This window comes from Anaerofustis sp. LCP19S3_F7 (assembly GCF_052119445.1).
In the GTDB taxonomy this organism is placed as follows: domain Bacteria; phylum Bacillota; class Clostridia; order Eubacteriales; family Anaerofustaceae; genus Anaerofustis; species Anaerofustis butyriciformans.
The window spans coordinates 1-14,589 of sequence record NZ_JBQKFF010000016.1 but is presented as its reverse complement, the minus strand read 5'-3'; the positions used below and the strand labels follow the sequence as shown (position 1 = coordinate 14,589).

11 protein-coding genes and 2 riboswitches are annotated in these 14,589 nt (G+C 29.5%); of the genes, 1 reads left to right on the top strand and 10 read right to left on the bottom strand.

What is annotated here, in order from left to right:
- Positions 1 to 58: 58 nt before the first annotated feature.
- The 10 genes from ACTQYZ_RS09490 to ACTQYZ_RS09445 all read right to left on the bottom strand — a co-directional run bounded on the left by ACTQYZ_RS09490 (position 59) and on the right by ACTQYZ_RS09445 (position 12,894).
- Positions 59 to 727 carry a tetratricopeptide repeat protein gene (locus ACTQYZ_RS09490; RefSeq protein WP_441021627.1) on the bottom strand — a complete coding sequence of 223 codons (669 nt, stop codon included), beginning with the start codon at positions 725 to 727 and terminating at the stop codon, positions 59 to 61.
- Positions 728 to 735: 8 nt separating this feature from the next.
- Positions 736 to 3,291, bottom strand: a complete 2,556-nt coding sequence (locus ACTQYZ_RS09485; RefSeq protein WP_441416494.1) for a heavy metal translocating P-type ATPase — start codon at positions 3,289 to 3,291, stop codon at positions 736 to 738.
- Positions 3,292 to 3,466: 175 nt separating this feature from the next.
- On the bottom strand, positions 3,467 to 4,642 hold the full coding sequence (locus tag ACTQYZ_RS09480) for a phosphoribosylaminoimidazolecarboxamide formyltransferase (RefSeq protein WP_441416493.1): 1,176 nt from the start codon (positions 4,640 to 4,642) through the stop codon (positions 3,467 to 3,469).
- A gap of 39 nt (positions 4,643 to 4,681) precedes the next feature.
- Positions 4,682 to 4,765: riboswitch (ZMP/ZTP riboswitch) on the bottom strand.
- 61 nt (positions 4,766 to 4,826) lie between these two features.
- On the bottom strand, positions 4,827 to 5,828 hold the full coding sequence (locus tag ACTQYZ_RS09475) for a hypothetical protein (RefSeq protein WP_441416492.1): 1,002 nt from the start codon (positions 5,826 to 5,828) through the stop codon (positions 4,827 to 4,829).
- Positions 5,829 to 5,853: 25 nt separating this feature from the next.
- Complete coding sequence (locus ACTQYZ_RS09470; protein ID WP_441416491.1) at positions 5,854 to 6,927, bottom strand: tetratricopeptide repeat-containing glycosyltransferase family 2 protein; 1,074 nt, start codon at positions 6,925 to 6,927, stop codon at positions 5,854 to 5,856.
- Between the two features lie 86 nt (positions 6,928 to 7,013).
- On the bottom strand, positions 7,014 to 8,387 hold the full coding sequence (locus ACTQYZ_RS09465) for an MATE family efflux transporter (protein WP_441416490.1): 1,374 nt from the start codon (positions 8,385 to 8,387) through the stop codon (positions 7,014 to 7,016).
- Complete coding sequence (locus tag ACTQYZ_RS09460; RefSeq protein WP_441021638.1) at positions 8,387 to 8,977, bottom strand: AAA family ATPase; 591 nt, start codon at positions 8,975 to 8,977, stop codon at positions 8,387 to 8,389. Before ACTQYZ_RS09460 ends, ACTQYZ_RS09465 begins: the two co-directional genes overlap by 1 nt.
- A 141-nt stretch (positions 8,978 to 9,118) precedes the next feature.
- Positions 9,119 to 10,552: an alanine/glycine:cation symporter family protein gene (locus ACTQYZ_RS09455; RefSeq protein ID WP_441021640.1), complete on the bottom strand. Its 1,434-nt coding sequence runs from the start codon at positions 10,550 to 10,552 to the stop codon at positions 9,119 to 9,121.
- 122 nt (positions 10,553 to 10,674) lie between these two features.
- Positions 10,675 to 10,765, bottom strand: a riboswitch (glycine riboswitch).
- 177 nt (positions 10,766 to 10,942) lie between these two features.
- Complete coding sequence (locus ACTQYZ_RS09450) at positions 10,943 to 11,947, bottom strand: asparaginase (RefSeq protein ID WP_441021642.1); 1,005 nt, start codon at positions 11,945 to 11,947, stop codon at positions 10,943 to 10,945.
- A 14-nt stretch (positions 11,948 to 11,961) separates the two neighbouring features.
- Positions 11,962 to 12,894 (bottom strand): DUF1848 domain-containing protein, encoded by a 933-nt coding sequence (locus ACTQYZ_RS09445; protein ID WP_441416489.1) that lies wholly within the window; start codon positions 12,892 to 12,894, stop codon positions 11,962 to 11,964.
- A 173-nt stretch (positions 12,895 to 13,067) separates the two neighbouring features.
- On the opposite strand from ACTQYZ_RS09445, the gene ACTQYZ_RS09440 reads away from it, so the two are divergent.
- Positions 13,068 to 14,525, top strand: coding sequence for an aminoacyl-histidine dipeptidase (locus ACTQYZ_RS09440; protein WP_441416488.1), 1,458 nt, complete (start codon positions 13,068 to 13,070; stop codon positions 14,523 to 14,525).
- Positions 14,526 to 14,589: the final 64 nt, after the last annotated feature.

Below are 14,589 nucleotides of genomic sequence, written 5' to 3'. Positions count from 1 at the left end.
AAATATATTATATTATTTCTTAAAAAATAAAAAAAAACACAGAATATTTCTGTGTTTTTTACGGTTTGGTTAATTCTCCATTTTGAATTTGTTTTATGACTGGTAAATCGTTATATCCAAAGTCAATAGCTTTTTGCAAATAATAATTTGTCTTTTTTTTATTTCCTTCAAAATAATATGCCATAGCCATTCCTGCATAAGCCATTGCATATTCAGGATATAAATCAATTGCTTTTTCAAAGTAATTTTTTGCATTTTTTGTATCCATAGGACTTTCTTTTAAGGATATGAGTCCAAGATTATAATACGCTTTTTCATTTTTACTGTTTATTTTTAAAACCCCTTCATAACATTGTCTTGATTTCTCAAACTCATCAACAATATAATAAAGTCTTCCCATAACTTGTTTATATTCTTCATTGTTATTATCAAGTTCATTTGCTTTTTCCATATATGCAGTTGCAGTATCAAATCTTTTTAACTGCCAATATGAATAGCCTATCATATAATACATATTTGCTTCATCACTTTTATGTTTATTTAAAGATAAATTATTGTCAGTTATAACTTTTAATGTTTCAATAGTATTATAAAAATCCTGTTTTTTAAAGTACGATAATCCAAGTTCATAATTTGAATCAGCATCTATATCTTCTTTGCAAGAACAAAAGGAAACAAGGATACAAAAGCATATTATAAAAACAAATATCTTTTTTAATGTTTTCATTTTACTTACTATTTTATTTCAATAAGTTCATATCCTGCATCAGTGATAACTTTTTTAAATACTTCATCATTAATATCTTTACTTAATGTAACATAAGCACTTTTTTTGTCTAAATCAACAGTACATGCTTCTACACCATCAATTTCTTTAAGTTTCTTTTCAACTGTCATACTACAATGAGGACACATCATTCCTTCGATTACAAGTTGTTTTTCATTCTTATTATTCATTGTTTCTTTCTCTCCTTTTTCTTTATAATTTTCTTTACTATTATTAAACTTTACAAATTTCAATCTTAATGCATTTGTCACAACACATACGCTGCTAAGGCTCATTGCAGCTGCACCAAACATTGGATTTAATTTCCATCCTAAAGCTGTATAAAATAATCCACTTGCTAAAGGTATACCTATACTATTATAGAAAAATGCCCAAAACAAATTTTCTTTTATATTTTTTATAACAGCTTTACTTAATTTTATAGCATTTACGACGTCAAGTAAACTATTTTTCATAAGAACTATGTCTGCACTTTCTATTGCAACATCAGTTCCTGCACCTATGGCAATACCAACATCCGCTCTGGCAAGTGCTGGAGCATCATTTATCCCATCTCCTACCATTGCAACTTTTTTACCTTCTTTTTGAATACTTGCTACTTTTGCTTCTTTTTCATCAGGTAAAACCTGAGCTATAACTTTTGGAATAGAAAGTCTTTTTTGTACTGCTTTTGCTGTTCTTTCATTATCTCCAGTAAGCATTACAACATCTATACCCATATTTTTAAACTTTTCAATTGCTTCTTTACTGCTTTCTTTTTCAATATCAGCTACCGCAATAATTCCAATTACATCTTCCTCATTTGCAAAAATTAAAGGAGTTTTTCCCTCATCAGCAAGAGAATTTATTGTTTTTTCATATATGGATATATCTACATTTATATCATTCATTAAAGATGAGTTTCCAGCAAAATATGTTTTTGAATTTATTTTTGCTTTAACCCCCTTACCGAATATTGCTTCAAAATCTTCATTTGGAATAGTGTTTATATTATTATCCTTAGCATATTTAACTATTGATTCTGCAAGAGGATGTTCACTGCCACTTTCAAGAGAATATGCAATAATTAAAAGCTCTTCTTTCGAAATATCAAAATTTAACACATCAGTAACAACAGGTTCACCTTTTGTTATTGTTCCTGTTTTATCAAGAACAACTGTATCTATGCTATGTGCAATTTCTAAAGCTTCTCCTGACTTTATAAGTATTCCGTTTTGAGCCCCTTTTCCCGTTCCAACCATTATTGCAACAGGTGTTGCAAGTCCAAGAGCACAAGGACAAGAAATAACAAGAACAGAAATGGCTACTGATAAAGCAAATTCAAAGCTCTCACCAAGAAGTAACCATACAATCATAGATATTAATGATATACCTATAACTATAGGAACAAACACCCCTGATATTTTATCAGCCATTTTTGCAATAGGTGCCTTTGATGAACTAGCTTCTTCTACAAGTTTTATAATTTTATTAATTGTAGTATCTTCATTCACATTAGTTGCTTCAAATTTTACGAACCCTGATTTGTTTATTGTTGCACCAATTACTTTATCTCCCACTGCTTTTTCAACAGGTATGCTTTCTCCTGTTATCATTGATTCATCAACACTTGTATTTCCATTTACGATTATACCGTCAACAGGAAAACTACTTCCGGGTTTTACAATTACAATATTCCCTTTCATAACATCATCAACAGGTACTTCCATTTCTTCTCCGTTTCTTTCTACAACTGCCATTTTTGGAGCTAAATTCATAAGTTTTGAAATAGCTTCACTTGTTTTCCCTTTTGATTTTGTTTCTAAATATTTTCCTAAAGTTATAAGAGTTAATATCATTCCACCTGATTCAAAATATAAATTTGTACTATATTTATTAACAAGCTCTAAATCTCCATAACCGAGTCCATGACCAATCATAAATATTGCAAAAACACCATACAAAACGGCAGCCATTGAGCCTATCGCAATAAGACTATCCATATTAGGACTACCTTTAAACAATGTTTTAAATCCAACAGTATAATATTTTCTGTTCATATACATTATAGGTAAAACCAGTAAAAATTGAACAAAAGAAAAAGTTATGGCATTCTTACTTCCATGAAATAAATTCATTATAAAATCAGGAGTCTTTAACCCTAAAAATCCATCAAACATATGATACATTGCAATATACATAAGTGGAATCAAAAATGCAAATGAAATTATAAGCCTTTTTTTCATATATTGTATTTCATCATTATTATTTACGCTTATATCTTTTTTAGCCTTTGAATCATTAGATTTTTCCCCATGTAGGTTAGCACCATACCCTATTTCCTTTACATCATTTATTATGTCGTTACAATTTGTTATATTTTCATCATAAGAAATATTCATGCTGTTTGTAAGAAGATTGACACTTACTTCTTCTACTCCGTCTTTTTTACTTAATGTCTTTTCTATTCTTGACGAACAAGCAGAACAACTCATGCCGGTAATATCATATTTTTCCTTTTTCATAACCTGCTCCTTCTATTTAGAGTTTTTAACATATGCTAATTATTCTAAAAAAAGTATAACACTTAATCCTATAATGTCAATAGGAAATAACTTTTTTTTATATAAATATTATACACCATGTTAGCAAAAACAAACAAGTAGATATAAAAAAAGATAACCCATATTGGGGTTATCTTTAATGATGGAATAATCTTGTACCGATAAAAGACATTACCATATTATATTTGTTACAAGTATCTATTACATTATCGTCTCTTATTGAGCCGCCTGCTTCAGCAATATATTTTACTCCGCTTTTATATGCTCTTTCTATATTATCACCAAATGGAAAGAAAGCATCCGACCCAAGACATACATCTGTCATTTTAGCTAAATACTCTTTTTTCTCTTCCATTGTTAATACTTCTGGTTTTTTAGTAAATACATTTTCCCAGCTTCCATCTCTTAATATGTCATCATGTTCCTCTGAAATATATACGTCAATAGCATTATCTCTGTCTGCCCTTCTTAAGCCTTCTTTAAAAGGTAAGTTTAAAACTTTATCGTGGCTTCTTAAAAACCATGTATCAGCTTTATTACCTGCAAGTCTTGTACAATGTATTCTTGATTGTTGACCTGCTCCTATACCTATTGCTTGTCCGTCTTTTACATAACATACTGAATTTGACTGAGTATATTTTAAAGTTATTAAAGAAATTATTAAATCTCTTTTTGCACTTTCACTCATATCTTTATTTTCAGTAACAATATTTTCAAGCATATCTTCATTTATTTTTATATTGTTTCTGCCTTGTTCAAAAGTTATACCAAAAACTTCTTTTCTTTCTATTTCTTTTGGAACATAATTTTTATCAATTTTTATAACAAGATAATTTCCTTTTTTCTTTTTCTTTAATATTTCTAAAGCTTCTTTTGAATATGAAGGAGCAATAATACCATCTGAAACTTCTTTTGATAAATAAAGTGCAGTTGCTTCATCACATTCATCAGATAATGCGGCAAAATCACCATAAGAAGACATTCTATCAGCTCCTCTTGCTCTTATATAAGCATTTGCTATACCTGTAAGTTTTATGTTTTCATCAACAAAATACATTTTTTTCAATGTTTCATCAAGCTCCAAACCAACCGCAGCACCGGCAGGTGAAACGTGTTTAAAAGATGCCGCAGAAGGAAACCCTGTTGCTTCTTTTAATTCCTTAACTAATTGATAGCTGTTAAAAGCATCAAGAAGATTAATGTATCCAGGATTACCATTTAAAACTGTAATTGGTAAATCTCCATCTTCCATATAAACTCTTGCAGGTTTTTGATTTGGATTACATCCATACTTTAACTGTATTTCTTTCATTTGTTACACTCCTAAAATAATAAAGAGCCCACCAATCCAGGCTCTTGCCCAGACGGTCGGCTCATAATAATCATTATACTTCATGTGGTTAATTCCACTATTCCGTCAGTTGTATAACATAAAATAGAATAACATTTTTTTATTTTTAAGTCAATATTATATCTGAAACATTTATTCTTAGTGTTTAATTACTATTTATATTTCCTATTTTATAAACATTAATTGAAGCATCGCTCAAAGTAAAACCGCTACTGTTAGGTACAACAGTTAAAACACAAGGTGTTGAAGTAACTGAAATTTGCGTAGAAAAAGACATATTTGCATAATTACCTGAACTTGATAAAGACTGCCTACTTACGGCACTACTTACAGCACTTCCGTTTTTATATAACGAAATACTTATTGCTGAAGGAGAAGAACTTGAAGCACCCGCAGAAACGTTAAATATAACTTGATAAATTCCATTTTGTGAAATTGTTATATTTGAAGAATTTGTACTATGAGTTATTGCACTACCACTGCTTAAATAATTACTGTTAAATTGAATAGGTTGATTTGCGGTTGTTGGTTGTGGTGCAGAATCAATTGCACATAATATTTGAGGATTATCCAAACTGCTTGCGCCTGTGGCACCTGTTGCGCCAGTTGCTCCTGTTATACCGGTTGCGCCCCTTGGAATTGCAAAATTAAAAACCGCATTTTGAGGTGTTCCTGAATTTGTAACAGTAGCAGAAGTACCAGGCGCAGAAGTTGTAACTGTTCCAACACTTAATGTAGCAGCTTGACCGTTATTTCCGCTTGGACCTGTTGGGCCTGTTGGACCTTGAACACCTTGTGGTCCTTGTGGACCGGTTGGTCCTGTTGCTCCTGTAGTACCTGCACCAGTAGGACCTTGTATCCCTTGATGACCTTGTGGTCCCTGTGGGCCGGTTGGACCAGTTACCCCTGTTGGTCCTGGACACCCTCTTGGACCTCTCGGACCTGTAGCTCCTGTTGCCCCCGTTGGGCTGGTTACTACGCAGCAATTATGACTTTTGGGAGTATAACAGCAAGAAGATTGATTATTATTTGTATAGGGATAATATTCATTTGATTTCATACTGCATGAATTATTTTTTTTAGAATGTTTACAACAATTTGAATTATCGTTACCTTCTAAAAAACTGTTATAATCAAAATCATACATTATATTTTAACTCCTTATTTTACTTTTAAGAAAATATATTTTTAAAGTATTCTCTGTTTATCATATATTCTCTACCAGCAGGCTTTATAATGCCTGCCAATTCATTATATTCATTTGCTAAATTTGTGTTACCGATTTTGTCATAACATACACAAAGTTGAATTAAAGGAATATATCCATAACAATCTTCTAAAATAAATCCCCCCAAAGTATCCTTTCTACTACAATTAAGTGCCGCTTTATACCAATAAATTGCATCATTGTATCTATTTATATTAACAAAATAATTTCCTATATCACAACAAACTTCCGCTCTTGGAGTATCATACTTAAATGTCTTAAACAATACTTCAATTTCTTTATCTGTTTGTCCTATATTTTTATAACAATAAGACATCATCCTTAAAGCATCAATTTTATTTTCCAAAAATCCGTTATCCATATTTAAAAACTTTTCAAATCCATCAATTGCATTATTAAATTTATTGTGATAAAGAAGTTCCCTGCTATAATAAAATTGTTCTCTTGGAGAAAAAACAACCCCGTTATTTAATAATTTTTCAAATATTTTTATATTTCTGTCACTGTAGCTTTTCTTTATTTTTTTATGAGTAACGGCAATATTAGAATATTCTATTTTTCCAAAAGGGACTATTGCCTCATGAACATAACCGTTCCACATGTCCTTATGAATATTTTTTATTAATCTTTCCCTATAATATGAAAAAACGACATTGCCATTTTCATCAAACGACGTATTATATTTCATCATTACAACATCTATATCATTACTCATGTTTTCTTTCATTTTTATGAATTTTTTTTTATCTTCATCAAGTATTACATCATCTGCATCAAGCCATAAAATATATTCTTTTGTAGCTTTTGAAAAAGAAAAATTTCTTGCATGGGAAAAATTATCTACCCATTCATAATCATATATTTTATTTGTAAATTCTTTTGCAATTTCTTTTGTTCTATCCTTTGAACCTGTATCCACTATGATAATTTCATCAACAATATCTTTAATGCTTTTTAAACATCTTTTTAAAACACTTTCTTCATCTTTTACTATCATACATAAACTTATGCTTACCAAAACAAAACCTCCTTTTTGAGAGTTTATATATAATATGAAATATGATGAAAAAACGTTAAAAAAATAAAGGGTAAATACCCTTTATTTTATAAATTCTTAATTTCTTTTTGGTATATTCTCGATAAGAAGAAAACACAAAGGAATACGGCGATAATCTCTGCAAAAGGAAAAGACCACCATATTAAATTAAGTCCTCCTATTTTTGAAAGCACATAAGCTACAGGAAGAAGAACAACAAGCTGTCTTATTCCTGATATAAGTAAACTTTCCAAACCATGTCCTAAAGCCTGACACATAGAAAGAGTACAAATACTAAAACCTGCAAATACAAAACTTATTCCTATTATTCTAAGTGCAGGAACACCTATACTCATCATTGTATTTGAAGCATTAAATATAGAAAGAAGTTCTTTTGGAAAGAACAAGAATAGTAAAAAACCTACAAACATAATCCCAACGGCATAAAAAATGCTAAGTTTGAAAGTTTTCATTATTCTTTCTTTCTTTCTAGCTCCGTAATTGTACGATATAATAGGTACCATACCGTTATTTAATCCAAACACAGGCATAAATACGAAACTTTGAAGTTTGAAATATACTCCAAAAACCGCTGTTGCCGTAGATGAAAATGTAATTAAAAGCTTATTCATTCCAAAGGTCATAACTGAAGATAAAGATGATAAGATAATCGAAGGAATACCAACAGAATAAATCCTTTTTATAATGGATAAATTAGGTCTATATCCCTTTAAATTTATATCTATCTCGTGATTCTTATAATGATTAAACAAAAATCCAACAATAGCAGCTATAATTTGTCCCGTTACCGTAGCAAGAGCAGCTCCCGCAACTCCCATTTTTGGAAATCCAAATAAACCAAATATCATTATAGGGTCTAATATTATATTTATTATTGCTCCAAGACCTTGCATATACATATTATAAACTGTTTTCCCCGTAGATTGTAACAGTCTTTCAAATGCTATTTGAAAGAATACTCCAAAAGATAAAACGGTACATATGGTTAAATAAACAGTTCCATCATTTACAATATCTGTTATATTTGTCTGAGAAAGGAAAAAGGCTCTTGAACCAAAAATTCCAAATATTAAAAATATAATATAATTAATTGCTGCAAGAAATATTGCTGTTTTTGCAGCTTGATTTGCCTTATCAAACTCCTTCTCTCCAAGACATTTTGATAAATAAGCATTAACACCTACTCCCGTACCTACTGCAACTGCAATCATAAGGTTTTGTATCGGGAAAGCCAAAGATACCGCAGTTAATGCATTTTCGCTTAACATCGCAACAAACATACTGTCAACAATGTTATATAAAGCCTGTATAAGCATTGATGCCATCATAGGAAGTGACATAGTAACAAGTAACTTGTTTACAGGCATTACCCCCATTTTATTCTCTTTTCTTTTGTCTATAACAAGCTCTTTTTCATCCATTAAGCTTTATTCTCCTTTATTTCAACTAACGCTTTTATCAGCTGTGCACATTCATCCAAACCTATTGTGCTGTTTAAAACCATATCATAATTTTTTGCTACATTCCATTTTTCATCTGTAATATAATTATAATATTTAGCTCTTGATTTGTCTATTTTTGTTACATAATGTTCAATATTTTTTTGTTCTACGTGATAATCTTCCTTAACACGTTTCACCCTTTCTTCAAATGGTGCACTTACGAATATTCTTGCACAATTTTCTTTGTGTCTTAGAATATAGTCAGCGCAAAGACCAACAATAATACAAGGTCCTTTATCTGCCACTTTTTTTATAATATCTGCTTCTGAAACAAGAAGCTGTCCCTCAACAGGTAAATTATCATAACTAAAACTCAAATTTGAAAAACATCCTATTGGATTTCTTGTATCAGCATTTCTTATAAAATCAGCTGCAAGACCTGTTTCTCGAACAATTAAATTTATAAGTTCCTCATCATAAAAAGGAATATCTAAAAGTTTAGAAACTTTTTTTGCTATAAGACGTCCTCCTGAACCGTATTCTCTTCCTATTGTAATAACTGTATTCATATTTACACCTCCCATTCCATAAACACGAACACATTTTTATATAATTTTTTATTATTAATTCTATGATAAAAAAAAATTTTTGTCAACAAAGCAACTTAAGCAAAAAAAAAGAAAGAGTTTTCACTCTTTCTTTTAAAATTACTAAGCCTCAACTTTAGATTCTTTTTCTTTTTTCATTTTATCAAAATATTTCTTTGTTTCACTAACGACTACACCGCTTAATGCAAATAGTGCAATCATATTTGGAACTGCCATTAAACCATTAAATATATCAGCAATTGTCCAAACTGCTTTTACTGTCATATATGGACCAATAAATATTGCTAAAATATAAATCCATCTAAATGTAAGTAATGCTTTTTTGTTTCCGCCGTTTAAATATTCAAGACATCTTTCAGAATAATAATCCCAACCTAAGATAGTTGTAAAAGCAAAGAATACAAGACAAATCATTAATATGAAAGATGATATTTCAGATGAAAACGGAAGTCCGTTGTTAAAAGCATATGTTGTAACAGAAACACCTTCAAGTCCAGGAACTTGCCAAGCACCTGTTAAAACAATTGATAAACCAGTCATTGTACAAATTACTATTGTATCTATAAATGTACCTGTCATTGAAACTAAACCTTGTCTTACAGGTTCTTTTGTTTGAGCGGCAGCTGCTGCTATAGGAGCAGACCCAAGACCTGCTTCGTTAGAGAAAATACCTCTTGCAACCCCTTTTTGCATTGCAACAATCATACTACCAACTATACCACCTGTAACAGCTGAAGGATTAAAAGCTCCTTTTATTATAACCATGATAGCATTTGGAATTTCTGTAATATTACAAGCCATTAATATTATACAAACAACAAAATATAATACCGCCATAAAAGGAACTATTATTTGTGATACATTTGCAATTCTTTTAATTCCACCTATTAATACAAGAGCAACACAAACAGTAAGAATTAATGAAGCAATTACAACTGTCCAAGAGTAAGTACCAATACCAGGAATTGTAACTGTCCAGCTCATGTTTGGATCAAAGAAGTTATTTATCGCAGAAGCAATACCGTTAACCTGTGTAAATGTACCTATACTAAATAAACCTACACATATTCCAAGGAATGCAAATATTTTTGCAAGCCATTTCCATTTTTCTCCCATACCTCTTTCAATGTAATAAAAAGGTCCTCCAAGAGCATGGTTCTCTTCGTCTAATACTCTATATTTTACAGCCAAAAGACCTTCTGCATATTTTGTTGCCATTCCAAAGAAAGCTGCAATTTCCATCCAAAAAAGCGCTCCGGGACCACCTGCACAAATCGCAGTGGCAACACCAACAATATTACCGGTTCCTATTGTAGCCGAAAGAGCCGTACATAAAGCTCCAAAAGATGTTACTTCCCCATCCCCACCTTTTTCATTTTTTACCATGTATTTTAGGGCTAAAGGTAGTTTACGAATTTGGGTAAAGCCAAGTCTTAAAGTTAAAAAGATCCCTCCTGCCAAAATAAGAATGATTAGAGGTATACCCCAAACCAAATCATTTACTTTAACAAGAAAATTAGTTAAATTATCTAACATATCAAAACACCTTTCCAATGAAGAACAAAAGATAAAAAAAGAGCCAAATAAAACTATTTGGCTCAAAAACTCCTAAATAATAACATTACATAATAAAACATAATAAAAACATTAAAATAATTTTATTATACTCTGTCCTTTTGCCTGAGAGATTAATGTTAAAAAACATCTTGCACCTTCGGCACTCATAAGAGATTCTCCAGAGCCACATCCGTTTATAGTCCTCATTCAAAATTGAATACCTGAGAGTTTTACTCCTTCGGTAAGGCATAAGCCTACTTTCCTACAAACTTCTTTTGTCCTAAATTATTATTAAATTTTCATACGCATATTATTATATATGAACTTTCTGAAAATTTCAAACATTTATTACATTTTTTTCATATTTTTTTAATTTTCTTTTGTTAGAATGTCGAAATTTATTTTTTTATAAAAAAGTTCTCTTATTTTATTAAAATCACTTGTTAAAGATAAAATCCACATAAGTTTAATACATACAGCTTCAACGGTCATATCAAAAGATTCTATAAAATTATATTCCTTCATTATATTTTTCCCTACTTCATAAAGCTTTGCATCGCTTCCTTCAAACATAACCTGTGTTGTAATAACAATAATTTTGCCTTGTTTTGTATATTTCTTTAATTTATCAAGAAAATTTCTTTTATTATGAAAAGGAACTCCCCCGACTCCGTAACTTTCAATAACTACAGCATCATAATTATCCATAATATAATCAAGTATATCGGGTTCAATACCTGGTATAAGTTTTAATACAAAAACGGAAGGTTTTAAACAATCATAAAATTTTATACTGCTTTCTTTTTCATTTTTTTCAACATATTTTACAATTCTTTCCCCATCAATAAATGCAGAAATAGGATAATTAATACTTTCAAAAGCACTGTAACTTTTACTTCTTACTTTTCTTGCTCTCGTACCTATAATTACTTTACCGTCAAAAACTACATAAACTCCATAATTTTGTTTATCTAAACAAAAACGTATACTATCTGTTAAATTTTTCTTTGCATCGCTTATTGTTTCGTTAATAGGCTTTTGAGAGCCTGTTATTACTATTGGCTTTTTTGAATTTTGAATCAAATAAGATAATGCACATGCAGTATATGACATTGTGTCTGTGCCATGTGTAATTATAAATCCGTCATAATTATCATATTCTTCCTTTATTACATTTGCAATCTGACACCAATGCTCAGGCTGAATGTTTGTACTATCTAAATTAAATAACTGTTTAAAAGTTAGATTACATATTTTTTTTATTTCTGGTATATATTTCACAATATCTTCTGCCCTAACATATGGCATTAATCCATTTTCTGTGTTTATACATGCAATAGTTCCGCCTGTTGCTATAAGTAAAATATTTTTCATTTTATCTCCTTACTTTAGAAAAGTTTCAATTGACTATTTTTAAATGATTTTATTTCACGTCTTTTTATTATATCATTTTCATTTATTTTATCGCATAATATAGGTGAATTAACATTATATAAATTTGATATTTTATTTACTAATTTACTGTTTTGATTTGCATAACAATAAATACATCCGTTTTGACAAGTATCATAACAACCTACATCTATGCTTTCAACGCATCCACATTCTTTTCTTTGATTTTTATCCATTTTTATATCCAATTCACACCCTATAATTTTTTCAATAAGTTTTTTATCAATACAACTTCCATGCTCAATTCCATAATTTGATAAATCAATTATTTCTGAACATGTTTGTACCCTCATATTATTCTTTTTAGCTATTTTTGATATGTTTTCGCAAATATACATTATTTCATTTTCATTTAAAGATCTTATATCATATTTTTCTATACTTTTTATTATTTTCTTATATATTTCTAAAAAACTTATAACAACAGTATTTGTATAACCATTTAAATTTTTACATAAATAATCAAAAAATAATATATGAAAATTTGCATCATATTTTTTATTTATAAAAATTGGATCATATCTTAATATCATTTTTTCCTTTCCTATTTTTAAAGAAAGTTTTTTAAATATATCAATAATATCATCTTTATTATTACAAAAAGGCTCTATTTCTTTTCCATATCCTGTAATTGTATGTTGGATATAATAATCATAATTTTTTAATTCATTTATTTTATTTAACATTTTTATAGGATATTTAGACCAAAAAACAATAAAATCTAAATTACTATCATTAAACTCAATAAGACTTACATGTTTTTTATTTATAGGGTTTCTAACATAAACATATCCATCTTTTAACCTATTTAAGAACCAATCAAAGTAATAACAAGGTATATCTGTTCTCCTGCTTACACTAAGTATCATCTTCTAGCCTCTTTAACTTTTTATTCATTATTTAAAATATAACAAATATTTTGTTTTTTTTACCAAATTTTTATTAATATTGTATTATTTTAAATTTTTTTATATAATAGATGTAAATTGTAAATTAATTAAATAAATTAATTAAAAATTTAATATATAAGTGAGGTACAAAAATGGACTACAAAATAAAGGGTTACAAACCTGAAAAACTTTTTAATTTTTTTGAAGAAATAAGCGCAATTCCTCGTGGTTCAAGCAATGAAAAAGGCATAAGTGACTATCTTGTTGAATTTGCAAAAGAAAGAAATTTATGGGTTTACCAAGACGAATTGTTTAATGTAATTATAAAAAAACCTGCAAGTAAGGATGCAAAAAATAAAGCTCCAATAATGCTTCAAGGTCATACTGACATGGTTTGCGAAAAAATTTCAAGTTCAAATCATGATTTCACAAAAGACGGTATTGATATTATTGTTAAAGATGGAATAATTACTGCAAACGGAACTACTCTTGGAGGAGATAACGGAGCTGCTGTTGCTTTAATGCTTGCAATTTTAGATGATGAAACTCTTTCTCATCCTGATCTTGAATGTGTATTTACAACACAAGAAGAAACAGGTCTTGGCGGAGCTGATCATTTAGACAAATCTCAAATCAATGCAAAAACAATGATTAATCTTGACTCTGAAGAAGAAGGTATCGCAACTGTAAGCTGTGCAGGCGGAATGAGATTTACTTTAAGTAAAGATATTGTTAAAGAAAATAAAAGCGGTACAATTTTAACAGTAAGCGTAGATGGTCTTTTAGGCGGACATTCAGGTATGGATATTAATAAAGAACGTCAAAATGCAAATATATTGTTAGCAAGATTAATAAATAGAGTTATTAGTAATACTGATACATATGTTGCTTCATTTAACGGCGGTAGTAAAGACAATGCAATCCCAAGAAGCAGCGAAGCTAAATTATTAATAAAAAATAAAGAAGAAGTAAATAAAGTTGAAGAAATAGTTAATAAATTATCAAAAGAATTTTCTGAAGAACTTGTACCTTTTGAACCTGATTTTGTTGTTAATGTTACAAAAGAAGAAGGAGAAACTAACGTATTAAGTAAAGAAGATGCAACAAATCTTGTAAGTGCTGTATACTTAGCGCCAAACGGTGTATTAAAAAGAAATCTAAAACAAGATGGATTTGTAGTAACATCTCTAAACCTTGGTGTAGTAAGCACTAACGATAATGTTGCAAAAATTGTTTTTGCTCCAAGAAGTTCAGTTGCTTCATTACAAGACGATACAACTGACAGACTTTACTTATTAGCAAGAACATTTGGTTTTAATTGTGATATCGCAGGTGCTTATCCTGGCTGGAGTTTTAAAGAAGAATCTCCAATTAGAGATACTTTTATAAAAAGTTACAAAGAATTATTCGATGGAGATTTGAAAATCGAAGCTATCCATGCAGGATTAGAATGTGGTTTATTCTCAGAATCAATTGAAGGTCTTGATGCAATTGCAGTTGGACCTACAATCAGAGGCGTTCATACACCTGATGAAGAAATTCCTCTTGATTCATTTGAAAGATTTTATGAATTATTATGCGATGTTCTAAAAAAAGAAGCAAATGCTTAAAAAATTAATTTAATATTAAATATTATCATCAAAGCTATTCTTAAATTTAAGAATAGCTTTATGC